The 24,820-nt window shown below is 44.9% G+C and carries 22 protein-coding genes, 3 tRNA genes and 1 other annotated feature; of the genes, 17 read left to right on the forward strand and 8 right to left on the reverse strand.

Annotation, left to right across the window (positions count from 1 at the left end):
• Positions 1-9 precede the first annotated feature (9 nt).
• Positions 10-1,086, forward strand: a complete 1,077-nt coding sequence (locus BLQ53_RS05960; protein ID WP_170829591.1) for an HD-GYP domain-containing protein — start codon at positions 10-12, stop codon at positions 1,084-1,086.
• Between the two features lie 10 nt (positions 1,087-1,096).
• Here the strand turns inward: BLQ53_RS05960 and BLQ53_RS05965 are convergent, their stop codons facing one another.
• Positions 1,097-2,053, reverse strand: a complete 957-nt coding sequence (locus BLQ53_RS05965; protein ID WP_170829592.1) for a YaaC family protein — start codon at positions 2,051-2,053, stop codon at positions 1,097-1,099.
• Between the two features lie 135 nt (positions 2,054-2,188).
• On the opposite strand from BLQ53_RS05965, the gene guaB reads away from it, so the two are divergent.
• From guaB to proC, 10 genes are all read left to right on the forward strand, one after another.
• The gene (guaB, locus tag BLQ53_RS05970) at positions 2,189-3,664 is read left to right on the forward strand and encodes an IMP dehydrogenase (RefSeq protein ID WP_093726353.1); all 1,476 of its coding nucleotides are present in this window, start codon (positions 2,189-2,191) and stop codon (positions 3,662-3,664) included.
• 161 nt (positions 3,665-3,825) lie between these two features.
• On the forward strand, positions 3,826-4,818 hold the full coding sequence (locus BLQ53_RS05975; RefSeq protein WP_093726354.1) for a TAXI family TRAP transporter solute-binding subunit: 993 nt from the start codon (positions 3,826-3,828) through the stop codon (positions 4,816-4,818).
• A gap of 72 nt (positions 4,819-4,890) precedes the next feature.
• Entirely contained in the window at positions 4,891-5,418 is a 528-nt protein-coding gene (locus BLQ53_RS05980; protein ID WP_093726355.1) for a DUF1850 domain-containing protein, read from the forward strand.
• On the forward strand, positions 5,411-7,519 hold the full coding sequence (locus BLQ53_RS05985) for a TRAP transporter permease (RefSeq protein ID WP_093726356.1): 2,109 nt from the start codon (positions 5,411-5,413) through the stop codon (positions 7,517-7,519). Before BLQ53_RS05980 ends, BLQ53_RS05985 begins: the two co-directional genes overlap by 8 nt.
• Positions 7,520-7,588: 69 nt before the next feature.
• The gene (locus BLQ53_RS05990) at positions 7,589-8,269 is read left to right on the forward strand and encodes a uracil-DNA glycosylase (protein WP_093726357.1); all 681 of its coding nucleotides are present in this window, start codon (positions 7,589-7,591) and stop codon (positions 8,267-8,269) included.
• A 107-nt stretch (positions 8,270-8,376) separates the two neighbouring features.
• On the forward strand, positions 8,377-9,705 hold the full coding sequence (locus BLQ53_RS05995) for a serine hydrolase (protein WP_244499267.1): 1,329 nt from the start codon (positions 8,377-8,379) through the stop codon (positions 9,703-9,705).
• 505 nt (positions 9,706-10,210) lie between these two features.
• Positions 10,211-10,412: a binding site (T-box leader), on the forward strand.
• Positions 10,413-10,461: 49 nt separating this feature from the next.
• Positions 10,462-11,736: a serine--tRNA ligase gene (gene serS / locus BLQ53_RS06005; protein ID WP_093726359.1), complete on the forward strand. Its 1,275-nt coding sequence runs from the start codon at positions 10,462-10,464 to the stop codon at positions 11,734-11,736.
• 60 nt (positions 11,737-11,796) lie between these two features.
• Positions 11,797-11,892: transfer RNA gene (locus tag BLQ53_RS06010), tRNA-Ser, on the forward strand.
• Positions 11,893-11,950: 58 nt separating this feature from the next.
• A tRNA-Ser gene (locus BLQ53_RS06015) sits at positions 11,951-12,043 on the forward strand.
• A gap of 133 nt (positions 12,044-12,176) precedes the next feature.
• Positions 12,177-12,998: a pyrroline-5-carboxylate reductase gene (gene proC / locus BLQ53_RS06020; RefSeq protein ID WP_093726360.1), complete on the forward strand. Its 822-nt coding sequence runs from the start codon at positions 12,177-12,179 to the stop codon at positions 12,996-12,998.
• 27 nt (positions 12,999-13,025) lie between these two features.
• Here proC and BLQ53_RS06025 read toward each other — a convergent pair whose 3' ends face one another.
• Entirely contained in the window at positions 13,026-13,709 is a 684-nt protein-coding gene (locus tag BLQ53_RS06025) for a deoxynucleoside kinase (RefSeq protein WP_093726361.1), read from the reverse strand.
• On the reverse strand, positions 13,706-14,347 hold the full coding sequence (locus BLQ53_RS06030; RefSeq protein WP_093726362.1) for a deoxynucleoside kinase: 642 nt from the start codon (positions 14,345-14,347) through the stop codon (positions 13,706-13,708). Before BLQ53_RS06030 ends, BLQ53_RS06025 begins: the two co-directional genes overlap by 4 nt.
• A gap of 151 nt (positions 14,348-14,498) precedes the next feature.
• Here BLQ53_RS06030 and BLQ53_RS06035 point away from each other — a divergent pair.
• Positions 14,499-14,571: transfer RNA gene (locus tag BLQ53_RS06035), tRNA-Arg, on the forward strand.
• 48 nt (positions 14,572-14,619) lie between these two features.
• Here the strand turns inward: BLQ53_RS06035 and BLQ53_RS18895 are convergent.
• Genes BLQ53_RS18895 through BLQ53_RS06050 form a run of 4 tightly spaced genes read right to left on the reverse strand, consistent with a single transcriptional unit; the run spans position 14,620 to position 18,606 of the window.
• Complete coding sequence (locus tag BLQ53_RS18895) at positions 14,620-14,781, reverse strand: hypothetical protein (protein ID WP_170829593.1); 162 nt, start codon at positions 14,779-14,781, stop codon at positions 14,620-14,622.
• A complete protein-coding gene (locus BLQ53_RS06040; RefSeq protein ID WP_093726363.1) occupies positions 14,782-16,026 on the reverse strand; it encodes a Ger(x)C family spore germination protein in 1,245 nt (414 codons plus the stop codon).
• A complete protein-coding gene (locus tag BLQ53_RS06045; RefSeq protein WP_093726364.1) occupies positions 16,023-17,114 on the reverse strand; it encodes a GerAB/ArcD/ProY family transporter in 1,092 nt (363 codons plus the stop codon). The genes BLQ53_RS06040 and BLQ53_RS06045 overlap by 4 nt, the downstream gene beginning before the upstream one ends.
• Positions 17,115-17,127: 13 nt before the next feature.
• Positions 17,128-18,606, reverse strand: coding sequence for a spore germination protein (locus tag BLQ53_RS06050; RefSeq protein WP_093726365.1), 1,479 nt, complete (start codon positions 18,604-18,606; stop codon positions 17,128-17,130).
• A gap of 186 nt (positions 18,607-18,792) precedes the next feature.
• Between BLQ53_RS06050 and BLQ53_RS06055 the strand changes: the two genes are divergently transcribed.
• Positions 18,793-19,548 carry an N-acetylmuramoyl-L-alanine amidase gene (locus BLQ53_RS06055; protein WP_093726366.1) on the forward strand — a complete coding sequence of 252 codons (756 nt, stop codon included), beginning with the start codon at positions 18,793-18,795 and terminating at the stop codon, positions 19,546-19,548.
• A 163-nt stretch (positions 19,549-19,711) separates the two neighbouring features.
• On the opposite strand, the gene BLQ53_RS06060 is transcribed toward BLQ53_RS06055, so the two are convergent.
• Positions 19,712-19,903 (reverse strand): CsbD family protein, encoded by a 192-nt coding sequence (locus BLQ53_RS06060; protein WP_093726367.1) that lies wholly within the window; start codon positions 19,901-19,903, stop codon positions 19,712-19,714.
• A gap of 242 nt (positions 19,904-20,145) precedes the next feature.
• Here BLQ53_RS06060 and aldA point away from each other — a divergent pair, with 242 nt between their 5' ends.
• From aldA to BLQ53_RS06080, 4 genes are all read left to right on the forward strand, one after another.
• The gene (gene aldA, locus BLQ53_RS06065) at positions 20,146-21,588 is read left to right on the forward strand and encodes an aldehyde dehydrogenase (RefSeq protein ID WP_093726368.1); all 1,443 of its coding nucleotides are present in this window, start codon (positions 20,146-20,148) and stop codon (positions 21,586-21,588) included.
• A 171-nt stretch (positions 21,589-21,759) separates the two neighbouring features.
• Positions 21,760-23,463, forward strand: a complete 1,704-nt coding sequence (acsA, locus tag BLQ53_RS06070; protein ID WP_093726369.1) for an acetate--CoA ligase — start codon at positions 21,760-21,762, stop codon at positions 23,461-23,463.
• A 67-nt stretch (positions 23,464-23,530) separates the two neighbouring features.
• On the forward strand, positions 23,531-24,043 hold the full coding sequence (locus tag BLQ53_RS06075; RefSeq protein WP_093726370.1) for a type 1 glutamine amidotransferase domain-containing protein: 513 nt from the start codon (positions 23,531-23,533) through the stop codon (positions 24,041-24,043).
• Between the two features lie 55 nt (positions 24,044-24,098).
• The gene (locus BLQ53_RS06080; RefSeq protein ID WP_093726371.1) at positions 24,099-24,815 is read left to right on the forward strand and encodes a DUF3891 family protein; all 717 of its coding nucleotides are present in this window, start codon (positions 24,099-24,101) and stop codon (positions 24,813-24,815) included.
• The last annotated feature ends 5 nt before the right edge of the window (positions 24,816-24,820 follow it).

The following is a 24,820-nucleotide window of genomic DNA, read 5'->3' on the forward strand; positions in this document are numbered from 1 at the left end:
ATGCGGAATATGATTGTCTCAGCCAACCAGCTCGTCGCTGGCTGTATCGTAACAGCCGATGTAATGGGCAAAAGCGGCACGCCACTCATAAAAAGTAAGAAAATACTGACTGATAAGGATATTTTCTATTTGCAAAAGCTGCTCGTGAAGGAAGTGACGGTTGCCAGTCACTTGTCTGATGGCAATGCGTTTAATCCTGAGAATAAGCCTATTGTAAGCAATCCACATACGATAACAAAAGTACATTTCCTTGCTTCCTATGAAAAAGCGGTTAAAGGCTATCAAAAGCACATCAATATATGGAAGTACAGCAGTACTCTAGATGTACCGCTGCATCGACAGCAAATTCTTCCTGTCTTGGAGCAGATCAGCGAATGGGAAGGCAATGTTTTCAATCTGCCTGCATACAGGAAGCAGTCTGACTACCTGCCAGAGCACGCGGCAGGCACAGCTGTTCTTGTGGCGACGGTTTTGCAAAGAGCGAATTTCCCTGAAGCTGACATCAAGCAAATCGGCCTGGCTGCATTCCTGGCTGATTGCGGTATGTCCAAACTAAAACAGCCGTACCATACCCAGAAACATCGTCTTAATGACATGGATACAATCGATGTACAACAGCATCCAACTTTGTCTTATCGCATGGTTGAGCAGGCGTCCATCCTTTCTGCCAAAGCGAAGCTTGCCATCCTCCAGCATCATGAACGGGCAGACGGAGCTGGTTATCCGCTGCGATTGCCGAAGGAGAAGATACATCCATTTGCCAGTCTCCTGTCCATATGCGATACATATCACGCGCTGATTTCCGATCGTCCTTATCAAGCTGCCGTATCGCCGTATGAAGCGGTCGAAATCATCCTGGAAGAACAATTCAAGCGTTTCGATCCAGCAATGACCCAGCATTTTGTCCAGGCATTTGTGGATGCCCAGCAAAATACGCATGTCAGATTATCTTCTGGGGAGATCGCAGAGGTCGTCTTCACGGATACCAATCACCCGACAAGGCCAATGGTTCGCGAACAGCAGAACGGGCAAGTCAAAGCTTTGAAAGATATGCCGCATATACGCATCAAAGAAATCATTTCATGAAGCACGCTGACTAGCGTGCCTTTTTTATATCCTGAAAATGTTTGAACATATACGATCCTATCAATGTAGGGAATTTATCTGCAGTGACTTCCAGAAAACGCATAATGAGCGGATACTCATTCCGCCGATTGATATGCAACAGATCCGTCCACCATTCCGCCTCATAGCGGCATATCATGCTTAAATTGTAAGAAAGTGCATAATGAGCCATACACTCATGAAAGCCGCTCCAATGGCTTTGCTGCACAAAATAGTATTGCTGGCTTATCGGATTGAAAAAAAGCGGACCAGCTGTTTGCCAGAGGGTATCTGGCAGCTGAATGGCAAGCTGGGATTGACCTGTTACTTGGTAGGAGTAAGATTGCAGGTACTCCAAAAAGCGACGTCTTGTATATTGGAATTCGTCGAGTAAGAGATCCGGCAGCAGGATAGTATCTTTCTCCCTGCTTACTTCGATCAAGCTCTGTTTTTCCTGTTGCAATGTTAGAAGATCCTGCAGTTCAGGAATGAGCCGTAGCATATCTCCCATGGATACCTTTTTGACAGTGGGGAACGCCCGTCTGCACACATAGCGGGAGAAGTATGGGAATAAGCCACGCTGCTGCAGCATAACCTCATCCAAGCTGAACTGATAGTCACGTTTCTTTCGTTTTCTGGTGGAGAGTCCATGCGCCAAATCTGCTGTGGACTCAGGATAAGCAGGGCGCGTCAGGAGCAAACTTGCTTTCATAAAATGAGTCATTCCGTAAAATAATAAGACAGGTTTCATCAATAACGGGGCTTTTTTTCCATAGGAATAATAGGACTTGCCGTGTTCCAGATAGGCTAGGAAAGCGGATATATTCTGATAGCTCCGTGTTTCTGCGCCTGGAATATCAAGATATTGGTAGCTGTTTTGCAAAAAGGAAAGGGCTGCATCTTCTGCTTCGAGATAAGAAAAGAAGGTGGATACGTTTTCATCATGCATACAGAATCCTCCAGTGATTTTTACGTGCTCATATAGTTGAAAAACCACGCATCTTGGCGTATTGTAAGTAGAAATAGGTTTTAATAGCAGTATTTTAACCATATATAAACATTTCATGATAAAAGGAGGATACACATGCGGGAAGATAAGTTTACAAAAGAGGGTTTGACTTTTGATGATGTCTTGCTTGTACCGGCAAAATCAGAAGTGCTGCCACGTGATGTGAAGTTCCAAACAAAATTGACGAAAAATATCACTTTGAACATCCCATTGATCAGTGCTGGAATGGACACTGTAACAGAGGCAAGCATGGCGATTGCCATGGCTAGACAGGGTGGTCTTGGTATCATCCACAAAAACATGTCCATCGAAGAGCAAGCTGAGCAGGTGGATCGCGTCAAACGTTCGGAAAGTGGCGTTATCACGGACCCATTCTTCTTATGCCCGGAAAACCAAGTATTCGATGCAGAACATTTGATGGGCAAATTCCGCATTTCAGGAGTGCCAATCGTGAACAACAGAGAAGAGCAGAAGCTGATCGGTATCCTGACAAATCGCGATCTTCGTTTCGTACAGGATTACTCCATCGCGATCTCCGATGTCATGACGAAGGAAGACTTGGTGACAGCACCTGTTGGCACTACGTTGGATGAAGCTGAGAAGATCCTTCAAAAGCATAAAATCGAAAAGCTTCCGCTTGTCGATGGAAATGGTGTACTGAAGGGTCTGATCACGATTAAAGATATCGAGAAAGTGATTGAATTCCCTAATTCTGCCAAAGATAAACATGGCCGCCTATTAGTCGGGGCTGCTGTGGGGGTTACTGGTGACGCAATGACGCGTATCAGCAAATTGGTCGAAGCTGGCGTTGACGTACTTGTTGTGGATACTGCTCATGGTCATTCCAAAGGCGTTTTGGAGCAGGTGAAAGCAATCAAGGAGAAATTCCCAGAGGTTGATTTAATCGCAGGTAATGTAGCAACTGCGGAAGGTACTCGTGCTTTGATCGAGGCTGGGGCCGATGTAGTCAAAGTCGGTATCGGACCAGGATCCATCTGTACAACGCGTGTCGTAGCTGGTGTCGGTGTACCGCAAATCACTGCTGTTAATGATTGTGCAGTTGAAGCTGACAAGCATGGTGTCTCCATCATTGCTGATGGCGGAATCAAGTACTCTGGCGATATTGCCAAAGCGATTGCTGCAGGCGGACATGCTGTCATGCTCGGAAGTATGTTTGCAGGCACGACGGAAAGCCCAGGGGAAACGGAAATCTTCCAAGGCCGTCAATATAAAGTGTACCGCGGAATGGGTTCTGTCGGTGCCATGAAGTCCGGCTCCAAAGACCGCTACTTCCAAGGTGAAACAGAAGAAGCGAAAAAATTGGTACCAGAAGGCATCGAAGGACGTGTCGCATACAAAGGCTCCCTTTCTGATACAGTCCATCAGCTGCTTGGCGGTTTGCGTGCGAGCATGGGCTACTGTGGAGCCCCTGACCTTGTATACTTCCGTGAGAATGCACAGTTCATCCGTATGTCTGGTGCAGGATTGCGCGAAAGCCACCCGCATGATATCCAAATTACAAAAGAAGCACCGAACTATTCTATTAACTAATTATCCTGAACGACGTGCTTAAGCACGTCGTTTTTCTTTATGTAGCATTCACTATACTAAAATGACTGATAATTATCAATAAAAATAAAATTGAAATAACGGGAAGGGTTTGCTACATTTATAAAGAATTATATCTATAAAATTATAGGGGGGAAGCATACATGAGAAGAAAAAAGAAATCATTTATCGTACTCAGTATGATAGCAGCACTTACGGTGATTCTGGCAGCCTGTGGTGGAGGGACGAGTGACAGCTCCTCTTCTGATGGTGGTCCGCAATTCATCGATTTGCTGACAGGCGGAACGGAAGGTACATACTATCCGCTTGGTGGAAGCTTGGCTGAAATTATTAATTCAAACGTGGACAATGTAGAAGCACGTGCAACATCCACAGGTGCTTCGGTGGAGAATATGAATACGATGAGTGAGGGCAATGATGATATCATTGCCTTTACCCAGACAGATATTGCTGCTTATGCTTCAGAAGGGACACTGATGTTTGATGGTGAGGCAATCGATAACATCCAGGCTATCGGTTCCTTGTACCCAGAAACGATCCAAATCGTAGCGACAGAGACCAGCGGTATCCAAACGGTAGAAGATTTGAAAGGAAAAACGGTATCGATTGGTGCGCCTGGTTCCGGTACAAATGCAAGTGCAGAAGACATCCTTGGTATATATGGTATGACAGTGGATGATATCGAGGTGCAGAATCTTGATTTCGGTGAATCCACGACTGGTATGCAGGATGGAACGATTGATGCTGCATTCATTACAGCTGGTACACCTACAGGAGCAGTAGAAAGTCTTTCTGCTACAACACCAATCACGATTGTCGGCTTGGAAGAAGATAAGGTGGATCAGTTAATTGAAGAAAAGCCTTATTATGCTCCTTACACAATTGAAGAAGGAACATACAGCTTAGAGGAGTCTGTTGAGACAGTATCTGTAAATGCAATGCTGGCGACGACAGAGGGCATGGATGAAGATCTTGTATATAACATCACCAAAGCAATCTATGAGCACACAGATGAAATCGGTCATCAGAAAGCTGAATTCATCAAGCCAGAGAGTGCTGTTGAGGGTGTAAGCATCGATTTCCATCCAGGTGCACTACGTTACTTTGAAGAAGCAGGCGTAGAAGTACCACAATAAAAAGCTGCAAGTGAGCATCGCCGGTATCCCTCGGTTACCGGCGATTTTTTGGGATTGAAAGGATGTTAGGATATGAATCGGTTCCGTATGCCAAAGAAGAAACGATGGCTGCTGGCTGCAACGGTTATGGCTTTGCTCCTTTGGTATGCTGGCTACCCATCTCAACAAATCCTTGCTTTCGAAGATCCCGATAATGGGAAACTGCTAAGCTATTTGCCTGTAGCGGATGGAGATTATTTTCAAATCAAGTATACCCACTCCATCCACTTATCGGATGTATACGAAGAGTACATGATTCAGGATGATCGCTTATTTCCAAGTCGATTGATTTATGAGGATACAGCAGTAGGGATGCCAGCAAATGCAGAAGCAGGTCAAACATTCACAATGGAAGATGGAAAATACATATTATCCGATCTCCAAGGTTCAACAGACAAGCTATATCTTACGATTGGAGCTGTGAGAGCCAATCATCAAATTATCTATAAGGACACAGCATATAGCTTACAGGATAACATCGGTCCAGGTGAGACCATTGCAATCGTAAGCCGTCATATGAATCACTGGACGCTTTGGAAAGGAGAAAAATTACATGAGTGACAAGCTAGCCCAAGCAGAGAGGCTGACGGAAGAACAACAGCAGCAGCTGATTGAGAAATACGATTCTGAATCGAATTTCCGGCGACTGGCTGGAATCATGAGTATTATCGTTTTTTATGGTTTACTAGCTTTCTCGATTTATCAGCTATATACGGCAACTTACGGGAATATCCCGACACAGATTCATCGTTCCATTCACTTAGGATTCGGGCTCGTTTTGATATTCCTTCTCTTTCCTGCTTCTAAAAAGAGCAGCAGGACAAGGATTGCTTGGTATGATTACATACTAGCTATTCTCGGATTTGTTGTCGGTGCTTATTGGCCGGTTATGTACAATGATATCATTGCGCAAGCTGGACAAATTACCACATTAGACTTCATTGTCGGCTCAATTGCTATAATTTTGGTGCTTGAAGCAACTCGTCGGACTGTAGGTCTGCCGATTGTCATTATCGCTGTCGCGTTCCTGGCCTATGCCTATTGGGGCAGACAAATGCCAGGATTCCTCATTCATCCAGGGGTCAACGTCGATACACTTGTCCAGTCATTGTTCTTTACGACACAAGGAATATTAGGTACTCCTATTGGTGTATCTGCAACCTATATTTTCCTGTTTCTGCTTTTCGGGGCTTTCCTCGTCAAAACAGGTGTCGGCCAGTACTTTAATGATTTGGCCTTGGTCGTTGCCGGAAGAAGAATTGGCGGACCAGCTAAGGTAGCAATCTTCTCCAGTGCCTTGCAGGGAACAGTGAGCGGGAGTTCGGTGGCCAATGTGGTAACATCCGGTTCCTTTACAATCCCAATGATGAAACGTCTGGGATATTCGAAAAATTTTGCTGGTGCAGTAGAAGCATCCTCCTCTACTGGAGGTCAGATCATGCCTCCGATTATGGGAGCAGCTGCCTTCTTGATGGTCGAGTTCATCGGGGTCAGCTATTGGACGATTGCAAAAGCAGCTATCATTCCGGCTATTCTTTATTTCTCCGGTATTTGGATTATGACCCATTTCCAGGCTAAGCGGACCGGACTGCGAGGTTTGCAGAAGGAAGAAATGCCAAATAAGAAGGAAGTTCTTCAGAATTTGTATCTGCTGCTTCCGATCCTGGCAATGGTATTTTATTTGAGTTCCGGACTAAGTATCATGCGTGCAGCCATCTATGGTATTATCACGTGTATTTTGGTCGGACTTCTGCGTAAGGAACGGTATCGTCATCTTTATCCAATTGTTTTTGCAGCTGCGTTTGTCGCATATATCATATACGGAGCTGTTACAAGCGGAATTTCAATTGAGACAGCTTTGATTGTCGCAGCACTTGTTACCGTGATCGTAAGTTATTTCTTTGATGAGAACTTCATTGATACAATTCAGGCATTGGTGGAAGGAGCACGTACAGCCCTTAGTGTTATTGCTGCAACTGCTGCAGCCGGTATCATCGTAGCGGTTGTGACGAAAACAGGGCTTGGACTGAGCTTGGCGAACAGTCTCGTCGATTTGGCGAATGAAAAACTGCTGCTTACATTGTTCTTCACAATGATAGCTTCCTTGATTCTCGGAATGGGAGCACCGACGACTGCCAACTACATCATCACATCAACTATTGCAGCACCAGCAATTATTCTGCTTGGTGTAAATGATCTATCTGCGCATATGTTTGTCTTTTATTTCGGAATCATGGCAGATATTACACCGCCTGTGGCCCTTGCAGCTTTTGCAGCAGCAGGTATGTCTGGCGGACGGCCGATTGCTACGGGTGTGAATGCAGCCAAACTAGCAATTGCGGCGTTTATCATTCCATACATGTTCGTGCTGGAACCAAGGCTCTTGCTTTATGACATAGATGGCAACTATCTGCATGTCGTTTGGATATTCATCACAGCCTTTCTCGGCATGATCAGTATCGGAGCAGGAATCATCGGCTACTGGTACCGCAAGCTGTATATTGTGGAGCGCTTGCTGGCTGTAGCAGGAGGACTAGTGCTCATTTATCCGGAAGTTTGGTCCGGTATAACTGGTATTATCATCTTTGCAGCACTGATTGCTATCCAATACTTCGTGAAACGTTCCGAATGGAATGTACCTGTTAAAAAGCCATCTTCCTAAGGGGAGGTGGCTTTTCCTATGGTTGAATTCGGGTATAGGTCTGATACAATGTCCAGGAGGTGGAAGGCAATGACGAAACAAATTATTGAGAATGACTGGCAGGATATTCTGCAGGATGAATTTGAAAAAGATTATTACAAGGAACTGCGAAGTTTTTTGAAGGAGGCATATCAAGAGCGGACAATCTATCCGGATATGCAGCATATTTATGAAGCACTGCGAGTAACATCGTTTGCCGATACAAAAGTAGTCATCTTAGGACAGGATCCTTATCATGGACCAAATCAGGCACATGGTCTTAGTTTTTCCGTGCAGCCTGAGGTAGCTATCCCGAGATCACTGATCAATATCTACAAAGAGCTTGCAGATGATATTGGCTGTCCGATTCCGACACATGGTTATCTGAAGCGTTGGGCTGAACAAGGTGTGCTCCTTTTGAATACGGCTTTGACAGTAGAAGCTCACCAAGCAGCATCGCACCGTGGCAAAGGCTGGGAGCGCTTCACGGACAGGGTCATTGCATCATTGAATGAGAAGCAGGATCCCGTTGTGTTCATTCTTTGGGGCAAACATGCTCAGGAGAAACAAAAGCTGATTGATACAGCGAAACACTATACGCTTACTTCTGTCCATCCAAGTCCGTTATCGGCAAGGCGTGGTTTCTTCGGAAGCAAGCCATTTTCCAAGACAAATGAAATACTAGAAAATAATGGATTGAAGCCAATTGACTGGTGTATTCCAGAGCTGTGAACAAAATGTAGAATCGGTATAAAGTACGTTCCCCTCTGCCTATCGTCTATGGTAAAATAGCGGGGATGCACAGTATCGATTCTATTTTTTGTGGAGGTAGGAAGACTTTGAAACATCTTTTGAAAGCATCGATGATCGGTTTGCTCGCGATGCTGATTACGTTTAACACTTTTCTAGCAAAGCCACTAGACACACAAGCTGCGGAAGGCTTGGATATTGAAGCGGAATCCGCAATTCTAATAGACGCCAACTCTGGTGAAATATTATATGCGAAGCAGGCAGATCTCACTTTACCTCCAGCAAGCATGACGAAGATGATGTCGGAATATCTTATCCTTGACGCTATCGAAGCAGGAGATATTTCCTGGGATACGACAACGCAAGTAAGCGATTATCCGTACAGCATTTCCTCGAATACAGACTTCTCTGGTACAGGACTTACACAGGATAAAGATTACACAGTTCGTGATTTGTACAACGCGATGGCAATTTACTCCGATAACGCCGCTACAATCGTTTTGGCTGAACTTGTTGCCGGCAGTGAGACAGAATTCGTCAAGAAGATGAATGAAAAAGCGGAAGAAATCGGCATGAAGGATTATAAATTCGTCAACTCTTCCGGTCTTTCCAACTCAGACTTAGGCGATGACCGTCCAAAAGGTACAAATGCCAATGATGAAAACCTGATGACAGCAAAATCGACCGGTATCCTGGCATACAACTTGATCAAGGATCATCCAGAAGCGCTTGAAGTCTCCAGCGTGACACAGACTGATTTTGACGGTAAGAAAATCACGAACTGGAACTGGATGCTCCCAGACATGCCTGGCTATTTGAAAGCATACGGCTATGAAGGCATGGACGGTTTGAAAACCGGTCATACAGACGTAGCAGGATACTGCTTCACAGGGACAGCGGAAAGAGATGGACAGCGTTATATAACAGTTGTCATGAAGACAGCAAGTGAAGAAGCACGCTTCCAGGAAACAGCTAAATTGCTTGATTACGGCTTCAACCAGTTCGAGCAGACGGAACTTTACAAAGCAGGTTCCGAAATCAAGGAACATGCTTCTGTCCCAGTAGCAAAAGGAAAAGAAGATAGTGTAGCTATCTCGACAAAAGATGCTGTCGCTACTTCTGTAAAGAACGGTGAAGAAGATAAATACCACTTGGAATACAAAGTCGACAAGGACAAGCTGAATGCCGACGGTGAATTGGTTGCTCCAGTGAAAAAGGGCGATAAAGTCGGAACAGCAACACTTGTTTATGATGGAGATGACCAAGGCAATATCAATGGCGGCTCCTACACAGTTGATGTCGTAGCATCCGAGGATGTAGAGAAATCCAACTGGTTCATGCTCTCCTTAGGAGCAATCGGTGACTTCTTCGCCGGCATCTTCACCAGCGTCGCTGATACAGTCAAAGGCTGGTTTTAATACGAAAAGCGGAAAAGAACGCTTAGAAACGGAGGGATAGGAGAGAGAGCCCGGAATGAGGTGCTTTTCCTCAAGCAGGGATTTATCGCCTATACCGCAGTTTCTGTTCTTTGGAACTAGACAATACGAAAAGCGGAGAAAGCCGTTTAGGAACGTAAGGATAAGCAAGGGAGCCTGGAGTGGTGTCTTTCCCACGCAGGGATTCCTTGCTTATCTTCTAGTTCCTGGCTTTCGCAGCTAGACAAAAAGAAAAGCGGAAGAAACCGTTTAGAAACGGAGAAATAAGTGAGAAGGCCCGGAGGAAGGTGTTCTTCCTTCAGCAGGGACTTATCGCTTATGGCGGAGTTTCTGGTTTCTGCAGCTGGACATCAACGAAAAGCGGAAAAGACCACGGTCTTTTCTGCTTTTTTGCATATTTTCATGCTGAAAAGTAAAGCCTAAAGCTGGAATTGCATATCATACTTGCATAATTAACTGGAATTAGCTATTCTGTAGGAAGAATAACAACAACGTGATGATAGGAACTAGTAGCTGGCAGCATGCTTATAGAGAGTCGATGGCTGGTGGAAATCGATGCAGAGCTGTGAGTGAATCCATCCTGGAATGGTATGGAGACATACCCGGTATAAACCGTTATCTTGCCGAGCCGGAAGACTTCATTGTCTTCAAACAGGGTGGTATCGCGGGTGAAACATCTCGTCCCTTTTCTATAGGGATGAGATGTTTTTTTGTTCAAGAATAAAGGAGGAAGCATAAATGCTGGATATGAAATATCTTCGTTCAAACTTTGATGAAGTAAAACTGAAACTCACAAATCGCGGTGAAGATTTGACTGACCTTGATAAATTTGGGGATTTGGATGAACGTCGCCGTAAGCTTATCAATGAAACGGAAGAACTGAAAGCGAAACGCAATGAGGTATCGAAACAGATTGCGGTCCTTAAAAAAGAGAAGCAGGATGCAGAGGCCCAAATCAAAGAAATGCGTGAAGTAGGCGATCAAATAAAAGCATACGATGAGGAGCTGAGAGACGTCGAAAGCGAGCTTGAAATACTATTGCTCTCCATCCCGAATATTCCGCATGAGAGCGTCCCTGTGGGCGAATCTGAGGATGATAATGTGGAAGCGCGCAAATGGGGAGAAGTGCAGCAGAAAGACTTCGAAGAAAAGGCGCATTGGGATCTTGCTGCTGATTTGGAGATCCTTGATTTTGAACGCGCTGCAAAAGTGACGGGAAGCCGTTTTGTGTTCTATAAAGGTTTAGGAGCCCGTCTGGAGCGTGCTTTGATCAACTTCATGATGGATCTACATGCCGATGAGCATGGTTATCAAGAGATGCTGCCACCATATATGGTGAACAGAACGAGCATGACTGGTACCGGACAGTTGCCAAAATTCGAAGAGGATGCCTTCAAGCTGGATGGCTGGGATTACTTCCTTGTACCGACAGCGGAAGTTCCGGTTACAAACTACTACCGTGAAGAGATCCTCAAAGGTGATCAGCTGCCGCAGAAATTTGCTGCATTCAGTGCGTCCTTCCGTTCTGAAGCAGGTTCTGCCGGCCGTGACACCCGCGGTTTGATCCGTCAGCATCAGTTCAATAAAGTGGAGCTGGTACAGTTTGTGAAACCGGAGAATTCTTATGAAGTACTGGAAGAGATAACAGGTCATGCTGAGAAAGTATTGCAGCTGCTAGGGCTTCCATACCGTGTCATGAGCATGTGTACAGGTGATCTTGGCTTCACGGCAGCGAAGAAATACGACCTTGAAGTTTGGCTGCCGAGCAGCGATACGTATCGCGAAATTTCTTCTGTATCGAATTTTGAGGACTTCCAAGCACGTCGTGCAGGTATCCGTTTCAAGCGTGACGATAAGAGCAAGCCGGAATTTGTCCACACGTTGAATGGTTCTGGTTTGGCACTGGGGCGGACGGTGGCTGCCGTTTTGGAAAACTACCAGCAAGCAGATGGTTCCGTGAAAGTTCCGGAAGTTTTGGTACCTTATATGGGTGGCAAGTCGGAAATCCGTTAAGCGCAGACCTTGACAGGAATGATGAAAATATGGTGAGATAGCTTTTGGAGACAAAAGCATGGAGGGGTACCCAAGTCCGGCTGAAGGGATCGGTCTCGAAAACCGACAGGGGCCTGTTTAAGGCCCGCGGGGGTTCAAATCCCCCCTCCTCCGCCATTTTTCATATTTTATTGACATACAGCTTTCCAATATGGTATATTATTCTTTGTCTTACGGAGGAATACCCAAGTTTGGCTGAAGGGATCGGTCTTGAAAACCGACAGGGGCTTAACGGCTCGCGGGGGTTCGAATCCCTCTTCCTCCGCCATTTTTTATTAACGCATAAAATTGGAGATATAAAATCGTTACGTTACTCGTAACGGTTTTTTTTATATATTGACTTTATATACGGAAGCGTCAGATAATACACCAAACTTGTTTCACGTGGAACGGAGGCACTTATGAAGAAAATTGCATTTATAGGCGCTGGTGCAATGGCAGAAGCGCTCGTTAAAGGATTAATCGCAGCGGAGCAGCTGCCGGCAGAAGCCATCTGGCTGACAAATCACGCTAATGAGGCTCGATTACAGGAATTGCATAGTGAATATGGAGTGTCAATTACAAGGAGTCGTACAGAACTCCTGAGAGATGCAGCGGTCATTATCTTATCAATGAAGCCAAAAGATGCGGAAGCTGCAATGCTGTACTTGAAAGAAGCGAAGCTTAAGCCGGGACAAATTGTCGTATCCGTACTGGCTGGGATTCACACCTCGTTTCTGGAAAAGTACCTGCCAGAAGGGCAGCCTGTAGTTCGGGTGATGCCAAACACGTCTGCTACGATTTTGGAGGCTGCAACGGCTGTAGCTGCAGGAGTTGCAGCAGGCAGCTATGAGATGCGGTTAGTAAGCAGTCTGTTCGAAACTGTTGGGACAGCGGTACAGGTAGAGGAAGAGGCGATGGATGCGGTCACAGCCATCTCCGGCAGTGGTCCAGCGTATCTGTATTACATGATGGAGGCTTTAGAGGAAGCAAGTATCCAGGTCGGCTTGGATGCGTTCATTGGCAAACAGCTGCTGATCCAGACATTTAAAGGGGTGGCGAAGATGCTCGAGCAATCCGATCTCACGCCAGCTCAGCTGCGTGCGAATATCACCAGTGCAGGCGGTACGACAGCAGCGGGGATTGGTGTATTGGAGGAGCAAGGTGTGAAGGCTGCAGTTCAAGCTTGTGTCCACGCTGCAGCTACCCGTTCCAAGGAAATGGGACAAGCTTTTACAAAATGAAAAAAACCGCCATTGCTGGCGGATTCTTTATTTCGAAGGCTGGCGTGATGTCCATTTGCGAGAGTGCTGAATGAAATGGCCGACCTTTTCTAAAATCGGTTCGATGGATGTATTCGGATTAAAGAGATCATAGTCTGCTATATTGACTCGCAGTACCGGACAAGCATTGAAATCATTTATCCATTTTTCATAGCGGCTGAACATCTCTTCCCAATAGCTTATTGGTGTTTGCTGTTCCATTTCCCGGCCTCGCTGCTTAATCCTGCTGATGATATGATCGAAGGACCCTTCCAAGTAGATCAGTAGGTCGGGATGCGGAAAGTATGGCGTCATGACCATGGCATCAAAGAGGGAACGGTATGTTTCATAGTCTACCTTGGACATATTACCTTCTTCATGCGCCATCCGTGCAAAGATGCCAGTATCTTCATAGATGGAACGGTCTTGGATGAACCCGCCGCCATATTCGAAGATTCTTTTTTGTTCTTTGAAGCGCTCCGCTAAGAAATAAACTTGGAGATGGAAGCTCCAGCGTTCAAAATCCGCGTAATATTTATCCAAATAAGGATTACCGTCCACTTTCTCGAAACTTGTACGGAAGTCCAGTGCCTCGGCCAAAGCTTGTGTCATTGTCGATTTTCCGACACCGACTGTACCTGCAATAGTGATGACACTGTCAGCGGGAATATTGTATTTCTCTCTAAGGTTCATGATGATGCTACTCCTTTATCCAAGTGAGAGGAGATCCTGTCACAGATATACTTCCAATCCTGTTCATTCTTCACGAAATCCAATTTATCCCCATTTAAACGAAGTACAGGTATATGCGGATTCTCTTTTTCGAATCGATCCATGAATGCCCGGTAATCAGAAGCTAATTGCTTCAGGTAATCCGGCTGGATATTTTGTTCTGCTTCCCTTGCACGCTTTTCAATCCGTGCCAGCAGCGTCTCCAGACTGCCATCCAAGTAAATAACCATGTTAGGCAATGCGATATCTTCTGTTAAAATAGAGAAAATCTTGCTGTATTTATCAAACTCCGATGCAGCGAGTGTACGCTGGGCAAAGATCATATTTTTAGCAATATGATAGTCTGCAACCACCGGCTGATTCTGGGAAAGATAGTCCTTGCGAATGTCATTCAGCTGTTTGTATCGATTTGTCAAAAAGAACATTTCCAGCTGAAAGCTCCATTCTTCGATGTTCTCGTAGAACTTACCGAGAAACGGATTTTCTTCCACGATTTCCTTCAGCAGTTCATACTGAAAATGATCTGCGATTCTTTTAGCCAATGATGTCTTTCCGACACCGATTGGTCCTTCCACTGCAATAAATGGCAGCTCGTGCATGCTGTATCCTCCAAACTCAAAACGTTGTATGGCAAATAAATATATTTTATCATAGAAGGGCGTATGCTTCGACAAAGTGAAGGAAGAAATCAGTGGAAAAAGCGACAGACTTTGCAAGCTTCGATGATTCAGGTATAATATAATTTGTCGTGGCTCCGTAGCTCAGGGGATAGAGCATCGGTTTCCTAAACCGTGTGTCGCAAGTTCGAATCTTGCCGGGGCCGTTCACAAAAACAGTCACGCCCTATCTTAGGGTGTGACTGTTTTTGTGTTTACTTCATTGACAGGAGGAAAGGACTGATGATAACAGCTAGTATGAGTAAAATCACCGCTGTCATGCCCGGTTTGTTCTTTTCTTTGTAGAGTGAATAAGCAAATAGAGACGTATAGGCTGTGATGAACAAAGTTAGGACCATCAAGAAAAAAATGAACATTTAATCTCGCACCTCTTCAATGTCAGTTTCACGCAGCATCTTTCCAAATTCGAGACCTTCTAGATTAAAATGAAGCCTAACTTGAGCGTTCGGATAAATTTTGTTCATCCAGTCGGCTTTTTCGTATTGCTTGATATCCAGAAATTTATGCCGAATATGAAGGGACCAATAAAAAGGTTCTGCTTTGAACTTCTCCTGTGTTTTATTTATAAATCGCTCTCCCCGATTCTTAATTTGTTTCTCAATCGAATTCTTGAGTATTCTCTGTTTTTCCAAACTCTGAATATAGTCCACCGTACTAGGAATGGCATGAATATTTATATTGAAATCGACAAATACATTAATGGTCGTTTGCTTCTCTTTCTTATAATCGACTTTGACTTTTACATTATTTATATCAAGGCGTCCAGCAACTTGATATTCTTTCATTAGGGGATCGTTGAAGGAGATAAGAATGTCCTTTTGAGCGAGTGTACTGTCAAACATAAGACAAAAGCGATTTTCTTCTCCGGTGAGCGTACTTATCATCTGCCCTTCCCTGAATACTGCTGAACCCATGAACTGTGTTTGACTCTCCCCTTTTACAGGTATCTCTCCTGCTTTATAATGGTCTTCTTCTCCAATTTCCGTTTCATCATCCCTTATTGTTGTGGCGTAGGGAGCAATGAACAGGTCTGCATCTCCTTCCGTTATTTGAAAGAAACGAACCAGTGGCGCATCAGGAATGATCCCTGTCTCTTTCGCTCTGTCTAACATGTATTGATAATACTTATGGGGGCGGGATTCTAATCTGGGTTTATTATTACGAATAAATGTTTCTGCATTTTCCTTTGAAACAACAAGTTGGGCATTCAATTTCAAGTCCACTGTACTGGGAGCAGACTGCATCAAGTGAATGAATTCCTTGGAACGCGCCAATTTCTCGGAGATAATCACGACTCTGGCTTGATTCAGTGTGATTTCTTTAGCCACTGTGGCGTTAGCTGCATTTGTTGCTGTAAGAAAATCCGACCCGAGGACGCTGATCACTGCTTGGGCGGGCTCTTTTGTACTGGTACCAGTAGCAGAACTGCCCACCTCTGGGTTTGCAATCTGAAAGGAAAAGCGAAAAACTCCTCTTGTATCAGTTTTGTCGACACCAATACTGACTACGAATGCTTGCTCCTCTAACTCTTTTTGATCAAAACATCCACCTAATAGTGCAGGCAGGAAGATGAGAAAGAGAATAACTATTATTTTTTTCATAGCTTCCTCCTTTCTCTCCACAGAGAAGCAGCCAGAAGCAGGAAAGGAAAACATAGATAAATTGGTGAAATCCAATGAAAACTTGTCTTTCGGACAATCATTTCGTTCGTAATAAAATTGGGTGGAATCATAGATAAAATCATGGCTAGAAAGCTTATTGGCATAAGTAAACCTTCGAATCGTTTGATTTGAAAAAGCGCCCCATATAACCAGCAGATAATATATAGGAAAATAGTGAACCTCAGGAAATTGGAGAGTAACCAACCTACCATGAAAAAGGTACTGATATTTGTGAAAAAATGACCCAAGGGGACGATTTCTGTTGATTCTTGATATAGATAGGCGATATTATCCACTGTATTGTAGTCGAACACCATGGTATAGATCATATAAAATAAGACGATTAACAGGACAGATAAGATGCTGCCGGTATACATACCGATTCGGAATTGCTTTGTGTCATGAAAAGCTTGATAAGCTATGGTTAATAGAAAAAACTCCAGGAAAACGGATGATAGCGAAAAACCATCTCTTATTACAATACTTGCTCCGCCGCCAAGTATAGGGAATATTCGCTGCCATACAGTAGCTTGAAAATCAACGAACATTACGGAAATGATGGTCAGCACAATAACTGGCAGGACGGCCCAAGCTAGACTGCCGATTGATTCGAGACCTTTGTTTGCAACAAACAAACAAATTACAATGAATATGAGGTAAATGATGATGGTAGGGGAATTGGGAAAGTAAAGATAATTTATCTCTTCCACTATATTCCTCATATCGGCGGCCATTGATATAAAGGCACCCACAAACAAAAAAATGCCTATTATGGTGCCTAATTTTGTTCCAAGCAGATGATGAAGAAGCTCAGCCAAATTTCTTGTTTGATATTTTTTGAGAAGGTACATGAGCGTGATAAAGGGTGGGAGAATGACAACAAATGAAACAATAGGAGCGATCCATAAAGCGTTTTGTGCCTCGTCGGCAAATAATGACGGAGTCGTATCGCCGCCTTTAATCCCAATTAACATAAAAATCATTGCGATCAATTCACGGGCACGCATTGGTTTTTTTAGCAGCTCCATTTATCTCACCCTTTCATTTTTTATCCACATCTTTTGGCTTAAGAAATACAGGTCTCCATTTGATATTTTTTAACAGCTTGCGGAAGTAAGTATCATCGCTTGATTTTGTATGTGGTGTTGCTGGGGAAAAATAAGGAACACCGAATGAATTAAGCGAAACTGCATAGGCAAGCCATATGATAATGGCCCCTAACAAGCTGAGAGCTCCCATCAGGCTTGCTGCTAGAATGAATATAAATCTGGAAATGCGCAATGTATGATTGATACTGTAATTTGCTGCAGTAAAGGAAGACAAGCCGCTCAGTGCCACAAGGATGACGACTATGGGACTGACGATATTTGCCTCGACAGCTGCTTGGCCGAGGATGAGTGCACCAACGATTCCAATTGTAGGTCCTAACGGGGAAGGTATCCGAACTCCTGCTTCACGTATCAGTTCAAACGCGAGTTCCATCAGCAGTACCTCATATGTGATGGGAAGAGGAACCCTCTCCCTGCTTGATGCAACGGCTAGAAGCAAATCGATTGGAACTAGCTGGACATGGTAATTGGTTATGGCTACGTATGTTGCCGAAACGAAAAGGGTGATTAAATAAGCAACTGCCCGAATCAACCGGCTGAAGTTTCCAAACGCCCATCTTAGGTAGATATCCTCTGGAGAATGGAAAAACCCCCAAATAGTAATCGGGGCAATCAGGCAGGAAGAAGAGTTATCCATCATGATGGCAATGAAGCCCTCGGACACATAGTTGGCAGCATTATCCGGACGTTCGGTATAAAGCATGGTTGGGAAAAGTGATCTTGGGCGTTCTTCCAGAAACTGTTCCAGCACTTCGACATTCCGTATATTATCGACTGTAATCGATTGGATGCGTTTTTTTATGTTTTCCAGTACGTCATTATTCACCAAATCTCTCACATAAACCAAGGTGACTGGATCGGCAGGTCTGACACCGACTTCTATACTTTCCGCGATTAAATCCTTCGAAGGCATCTTCTTCCTGATCATTGAAATATTAGTCGTCAAGGATTCAGTCAGGGAATCCTTAGGGCCTTTAACGGTTCTTTCATTGTCTGCTTTCTCTATGGAACGATGCTTGAAGTCTTGAATGTTGGCTTCAAATGCTTCTGGTGATCCTTCTTTGAAAATGATGACACTGCCAGCAGTCAAACCTTTCTCTGCCCCATTCATACTTTCGATAGATGCAAGACTCGGAACCGTTAGAATGCGGGAAATGGGAATGTCTTTTTTTGCCTCCAATAAAGGACTGATGATATGGTCACTGAGCTGTTGTGTATCAATTGTTGTAGAGTAAAAAAACAAATGATATCTGCTTGCTGGGCTGACTATTTCCTGGGAAACGAAGTCAAAATTTATACCGTAGGAAAACTGCTCTTCTATATAAGCAACATTCGATTTTAAATTTCTGGATATTTTTCTTTCTTTCCGTTTTTGAACCGCTGCTGTTTTCTGTTTCTGCCATGGAAACATGCCGATCACCTCTTCTGTCGTTCCCTTAGTGTGGCTAACTTGCCAACTTTTATAACACGAATCAACCCTATCTTTCGATACTAAATACAGAATGGGTTGTGAAATTGTGACACCAACCGCTTTTATCTAGTACAAGGCTGCATAAGGTACCACATGGCAGTCAAAAAAAGAAAGGGAGATGGTCGAATGGTGAAAATTTATGTAGATCCAGGGCACGGAGGATCAGATCCAGGGGCGGTAGCGAACGGGATTCAGGAGAAGAATGTGGTTTTGGCAATCGGCACATCGATCCGGGATATCTTGCAGCTGGAATACGAGAACGCGGAAGTTCGTATGTCACGAACAGGGGATACATTCCCGTCGCTTAGTCAGCGTACGAATGATGCCAATGCTTGGGGCGCTGATTTCTTCCTCAGCATTCATGTCAATGCTGGCGGAGGAACCGGTTATGAGGACTATATTTATACGACACTATCAGACAGCTCTGCAACGGGGGTAATGCGTGCGCGGATTCATGAGGAAGTGATGAAGCTGAATGGGATGTCTGACCGCGGCAGGAAAAAAGCGAACTTTCATGTGCTTCGGGAAACGGCAATGCCTGCTGTGTTGACGGAAAATGGTTTCATCGACAACAGTGCCGATGCAGCGAAGATGAAATCCAATTCGTGGATCCAGGATGTAGCAAGAGGGCATGTAAATGGCCTGGAAAGAGCACTAGGTCTGCGGAAGAAATCCGGTTCGGGTTCCACGTTCCTCATTCGAGTGAAAGTCGCTTCTTTGTACTATTACGATGCGCCGGATTGGAATGCGCGTGCTGGTACAGTGAGTCAAGGAGAAGTATTCACCGTGGTGGAGACGCTTACCGTCAATGGATCGACCATGTACAGACTGAAGAGCGGGAATTATATAACAGCGAACCCGCAATATGTAGAAATCATTTAACACAAAAATGGCTGCCTGATGGCAGCCATTTTGCGTTAGAAATTTAGGGGAAATCTTATGAGATAAGTGTAGCACGAAAATTGCCGAAAAAGGGCATTCTTCTGACTTTCCCAAGTACCTCTGACAACCTGTTACTTTATTGGAAGGTTGGACAGACACTTTCTTATCGGCGGTCAGAATTCTCCTTCAGTTTACCCGCTGTATCCTGCAGGCTTCCTTTTGCTTTGTCCTTTTTGCCGTCTGCCTGCATTCCTTTATCGTTTTTTGCATTCCCGATTTGATCTTTTGCTTCCCCTTTTGCTTTTGATACCGCACCTTTTACTTTATCGCCTAGACTTTGTTTGTTTTCAGCCATTTGTAATTCACTCCTTTTTGAAATGTATAGGAAACTGTTCCCGCTGAAAAAAATAATAAACTTTTTCATGGTTAGGTGTTTAGAATCTGTAGGGAAGGGTATAGTGTTATCAGGTATCCCCCATACCACTAATCTGCTAAGTGTAAGAAAAGGTCCGTTCTTTCATAGAGCGGACCTTTTTGCGTTTGCATCCTCCTATATGGTGGAAAACTGCCATTAGGAATAAAAAGAGGAGGATGAAAGTGGAGACACATCAGCTTTTTATCAATGGACGTTTTGTTGCCTCAGAGTCAGAAGAGATGATCGATATCCTTAATCCATCCACTGAAGAAGTCATCTCAAAGATTCCCAAAGCGACAGAAGAAGAAGTGAACCAGGCTGTGGAAGGGGCTGCTTCGGCCCAGAAGGAGTGGGAGCAGATGCCGGCGGTTGAACGGGCAAAAATCGTACGCCGGCTAGGCGATGAACTGGAAAATCGGAAGGACACTTTTGTTTCATTGCTGCAGCAGGAACAAGGGAAGAACTACGAGCTTGCTAATGGCGAAGTGGATATGGCAATCGATTTCTTCCGCTACACTTCCGAATGGGCTCGCCGGATCGAAGGCGATATCGTCCCGAGTGATCGACCGAATGAAAATATCCTGATTTACAAGAAACCAATCGGAGTTGTAGCTGGTATCGTGCCATGGAATTTCCCGGTGTTTATTTTGGCACGTAAGGTTGCTCAAGCCTTGACGACAGGCTGTACGCTTGTACTGAAACCAAGTCAGCAAACGCCGAATACAGCTTATGAATTTACGAAGATGGTGGATGAATTGGACTTTGTGCCAGACGGCGTGTATCAGTATGTGACAGGCACTGGATCCGCATTGGGAAATCAACTCGCTTCTCATCCGAAAGTGGACATGATTTCGATCACGGGCAGTGTGACAGCAGGAACGAAGGTAATGGAAGCCGCTGCCCAGAATATCACCAAGGTCAATCTTGAGCTTGGCGGCAAAGCACCTGCCATCGTGACGGCGAATGCTGACTTAGATTTGGCAGTGGAGCAGATCAAAGCTTCCCGTCTGCTGAACAATGGCCAGACGTGCACGAACGCAGAGCGCGTCTATGTGCAGGAAAGTGTTGCGGAAGAATTCACGGAGAAACTAAAAACAGCATTTGAAGGAGTATCACATGGAAATCCCGCCGAGGACCATGATGTAGAAATGGGACCGCTTGTGAGTCAAAGTCGACTTGAAACGGTGGAAGAGATGGTGGTTGCCGCAATAGAGGAAGGTGCCGATTGTATCATTGGTGGTAAAAGAGCAGAGTCAGCCAACGGCTATTTTTATGAGCCGACCATCCTGACAAATGTTCAGCATGACTCCGATATCATCAAAAATGAAATTTTCGGGCCGGTCGTTCCAATCGTAACTTTCACCGACTTGGAAGAGGCAATTGAAATGGGTAATGATACCGACTATGGCCTTTCCTCTTCTGTTTATACAGAGGATATTCATGAAACGATGAAAGTGATCAATGAACTCAAGTTCGGCGAAACGTATGTAAACCGCGAAAACATGGAAGCCATCCAAGGGTATCATGCTGGTATTCGTAAATCTGGTCTCGGTGGTACCGATGGCAAGCATGGTATCGAGGACTTCCTCATCACGCAGGCTGTGTACATGCAATATAAGAAATAAATCAGGGGCACCTGCGTTAGGAGCGGGTGCTCTTTTTTATGTTTTCGCTTTGTTTGGTAAAGAAAACAAGGTACAATGGAAATAACCTACTTGCTTTGCTGATGCAGACAGAGGCTTTTTTATTCGTGTTTATTGTAAACGCTTACAAATTATAGGGAAGGATGTCGAATCATGAAAATGTTAGCACCTCTCGCTGGAAAGCACAATGTAACGGATTTTGAAGCACTACGTCGGTCGTTTGAATGGAGTCAGATGGAGCGGAATTTCTCCTGGTTTAACACGGGCAAATTGAATGCCGCTTATGAGGCTGTTGATCGCCATGCAGAGAATCCGGCAAAAGCAGATCAGCTTGCCTTGATTTATCAAGATGGAGGAACAGAGGAGAAGTGGACGTTCAAACAAATGAAAGAACGCAGCAACCAGGCAGCTAATATGCTGAAAGCCCTCGGTGTCACAAAAGGTGATCGAGTTTTTTTATTCATGCCGCGCTGTCCTGATTTTTACGCAAGTTTTTTTGGCATTCTCAAAAATGGTGCTGTAGCTGGTCCTTTGTTTGAGGCTTTCATGGAACAGGCGGTAGAAGATCGGTTGAAGGACAGCGGGGCCAGTGTTTTGATTACCACTGCTGAATTGCTGCCGCGTGTGAACAGAGCTAATCTTCCTGATTTGAAGGAAGTCGTTGTGCTCGGCTGTGAATCATCTGACATGCTGCATGACTACACCGAACTGATGGATAAGGCATCGACTGAATTCGAGCCTGTTTGGCTGGATAAAGAAGATGGCATGTTGCTGCATTATACCTCTGGCTCCACCGGAAAGCCCAAAGGTGTCTTTCATGCACATCGAGCGATGATCCAGCATTATGCTACTGGTAAATGGGTTCTTGATTTGCAGCAGGACGATATATACTGGTGTACAGCGGATCCGGGTTGGGTGACAGGAACGAGTTATGGCATATTCGCACCTTGGCTAAATGGGGCAACGAATGTCATTGCTGGAGGACGATTCACGCCTGAGGCTTGGTATAGTATCATCGAAAAACATAAGGTGACGGTTTGGTATACAGCTCCGACTGCATTGCGTAAGCTGGCAGCAGCAGGTGATGAGGTTGCCCATTCACATGATTTGTCCTCTCTTCGTCATGTCCTCAGTGTCGGGGAACCTCTCAACCCGGAAATCATTTATTGGGCGGAGGAAGTGTACGGCAAACGCATCCATGATACATGGTGGATGACAGAAACAGGCGCGATGCTTATCGTCAATCATCCGACGCTGCCGATAAAGCCGGGAGCAATGGGGAAACCCATACCTGGCATCGAGGCTGCCGTCATTGATGATGCAGGGAATGTACTGCCGCCGTATACAAGCGGAAATCTGGCAGTGAAGGCTGGCTGGCCATCGATGATGAAAACAATCTGGGGCAATCAGGAAAAGTTTGATAGTTATTTCATCAATGGCTGGTATGTATCAGGTGATAGCGCCAAGGTGGATGAAGAAGGTTATTTCTGGTTCGAAGGGCGTTTAGATGATGTCATCAATACATCCGGGAAATTGGTCGGTCCCTTTGAAGTGGAAAGCAAGCTGATCGAGCATCCGGCAGTCACGGAGGCTGCGGTGATCGGAAAGCCGGATGAAGAACGCGGGGAAATCATCAAGGCATTCATCACATTGGATAAGGGACATAAGGACTCCGTGGAGCTGCGAGAAGAACTCCGGTTGTTCATCAAAAAAGGGCTGAGTGCACATGCTGCTCCGAGGGAAATCGAAATTGTCACTTCCATTCCGAAGACAAGAAGCGGCAAGATCATGCGCCGGCTATTGCGGGCGAAAGAACTGGGTCTGCCGCTTGGAGATACATCCACGTTGGAGGAATAATAGGTTTAATCGACAGCTCACGTGGAATCATACATTGTGTGATACTTTTAAAAAGGAGTGTTGGACAATGGCTAAAATTGCTACAGTGATTACCGATTCTTTTGAAGATGTCGAATACACTGATCCAGCAAAGGCGTTCAAGGAAGCTGGGCATGAAGTGACAACGATCGAGTTTGAAGCGGGTAAAAGTGTGACAGGTAAGCAAGGGGAAGCGACGGTATCCATCGATAAAGGTATCGATGACGTCAAACCAGAAAATTTCGACGCCCTTTTCATTCCGGGAGGCGGTTCACCTGATAATCTGCGTGCAGATGATCGGTTTGTGAATTTTGCGAAGCACTTCATGGCGGAGAAAAAGCCGGTATTGGCAATCTGTCATGGCCCGCAGCTTTTGATCACTGCTAAGACACTTGAAGGCCGCAAAGCGACAGGTTATAAATCCATTCAGGTTGATATGGAATATGCCGGCGCAACTGTGGAAGATAAGGAAGTTGTCGTTTGTCAGGATCAGCTGGTTACAAGCAGACAGCCGGATGATATTCCAGCATTCATCGACGAATCCTTGAAGTTAATGAAATAAGAGCGGATAAAGACTCCCGGCGAAATTGCCGGGAGTTTTTCATAGGAGGGAGAATATGATCGTTCGAGACGACGAAGGGAAGACGGTATTAATACCACAGCATGCACATGCAGCTATTTCCGGGGAAATAGCCAGGCATTGGCGAAAGGACGATCCCGAATCCCCGGTTCTGCGTCCAGAGGCAATCATGGCAATCGAACAGCATGATAGAGCTTGGATTCCTTTAGATGAAGTACCAAAACAAAAACCTGATGGAAGTGGGTATTACAGTTTTATTGATTATCCTTTGACGGATAAACTGCGTGCATATCAGCAGGGTGTTATGGAAGTACGTGAACAATCCCGTTATGCGGCTATTTTATGCAGCCGGCATTATTGTTCCTTCTTTTCTGGGGATACAGATGATGAAAGGATCAAGGCATTCATTGATCGGGAAGAAGGATTGCAGCAAGCTGACAGACAGACCCTCACGTCAGCTGAACAAGCTACATTGGATATCGATCAAAAATTGCTTTCCTTTTGTGATGATGTTTCCCTTTACCTGTGTATGAATAAGCCAGGAGCGGCGAAGCAAAATGAAGTGAACTGGTTCCGGGATGGATTCAAGGAACAATTCTCTTTTGCTGATAAGATCACGGGGGAATGGGTATCAACCGATGAGGTCCGGCTGATACCGTCTCCGCTTGAAGCACCCGTGCGAATCGTCATGCCGCAAATCATAGTGGAAGGAAATGATTACAGGAAAGAGAAGCTTTGGATAACGGTGGCATAAAAAAG

It is taken from the genome of Terribacillus halophilus, assembly GCF_900101385.1.
Classification (GTDB): Bacteria; Bacillota; Bacilli; order Bacillales; family Amphibacillaceae; genus Terribacillus; species Terribacillus halophilus.

Excerpts from the sequence above, each read along its gene's own strand:
- BLQ53_RS05960 (WP_170829591.1), top strand. The coding sequence starts at position 10 with ATGATTGTCTCAGCCAACCAGCTCGTCGCTGGCTGTATCGTAACAGCC.
- BLQ53_RS05965 (WP_170829592.1), bottom strand. The coding sequence starts at position 2,053 with ATGCATGATGAAAACGTATCCACCTTCTTTTCTTATCTCGAAGCAGAA.
- guaB (WP_093726353.1), top strand. The coding sequence starts at position 2,189 with ATGCGGGAAGATAAGTTTACAAAAGAGGGTTTGACTTTTGATGATGTC.
- BLQ53_RS05975 (WP_093726354.1), top strand. The coding sequence starts at position 3,826 with ATGAGAAGAAAAAAGAAATCATTTATCGTACTCAGTATGATAGCAGCA.
- BLQ53_RS05980 (WP_093726355.1), top strand. The coding sequence starts at position 4,891 with ATGAATCGGTTCCGTATGCCAAAGAAGAAACGATGGCTGCTGGCTGCA.
- BLQ53_RS05985 (WP_093726356.1), top strand. The coding sequence starts at position 5,411 with ATGAGTGACAAGCTAGCCCAAGCAGAGAGGCTGACGGAAGAACAACAG.
- BLQ53_RS05990 (WP_093726357.1), top strand. The coding sequence starts at position 7,589 with ATGACGAAACAAATTATTGAGAATGACTGGCAGGATATTCTGCAGGAT.
- serS (WP_093726359.1), top strand. The coding sequence starts at position 10,462 with ATGCTGGATATGAAATATCTTCGTTCAAACTTTGATGAAGTAAAACTG.
- proC (WP_093726360.1), top strand. The coding sequence starts at position 12,177 with ATGAAGAAAATTGCATTTATAGGCGCTGGTGCAATGGCAGAAGCGCTC.
- BLQ53_RS06025 (WP_093726361.1), bottom strand. The coding sequence starts at position 13,709 with ATGAACCTTAGAGAGAAATACAATATTCCCGCTGACAGTGTCATCACT.
- BLQ53_RS06030 (WP_093726362.1), bottom strand. The coding sequence starts at position 14,347 with ATGCACGAGCTGCCATTTATTGCAGTGGAAGGACCAATCGGTGTCGGA.
- BLQ53_RS18895 (WP_170829593.1), bottom strand. The coding sequence starts at position 14,781 with ATGTTCATTTTTTTCTTGATGGTCCTAACTTTGTTCATCACAGCCTAT.
- BLQ53_RS06040 (WP_093726363.1), bottom strand. The coding sequence starts at position 16,026 with ATGAAAAAAATAATAGTTATTCTCTTTCTCATCTTCCTGCCTGCACTA.
- BLQ53_RS06045 (WP_093726364.1), bottom strand. The coding sequence starts at position 17,114 with ATGGAGCTGCTAAAAAAACCAATGCGTGCCCGTGAATTGATCGCAATG.
- BLQ53_RS06050 (WP_093726365.1), bottom strand. The coding sequence starts at position 18,606 with ATGTTTCCATGGCAGAAACAGAAAACAGCAGCGGTTCAAAAACGGAAA.
- BLQ53_RS06055 (WP_093726366.1), top strand. The coding sequence starts at position 18,793 with ATGGTGAAAATTTATGTAGATCCAGGGCACGGAGGATCAGATCCAGGG.
- BLQ53_RS06060 (WP_093726367.1), bottom strand. The coding sequence starts at position 19,903 with ATGGCTGAAAACAAACAAAGTCTAGGCGATAAAGTAAAAGGTGCGGTA.
- acsA (WP_093726369.1), top strand. The coding sequence starts at position 21,760 with ATGAAAATGTTAGCACCTCTCGCTGGAAAGCACAATGTAACGGATTTT.
- BLQ53_RS06075 (WP_093726370.1), top strand. The coding sequence starts at position 23,531 with ATGGCTAAAATTGCTACAGTGATTACCGATTCTTTTGAAGATGTCGAA.
- BLQ53_RS06080 (WP_093726371.1), top strand. The coding sequence starts at position 24,099 with ATGATCGTTCGAGACGACGAAGGGAAGACGGTATTAATACCACAGCAT.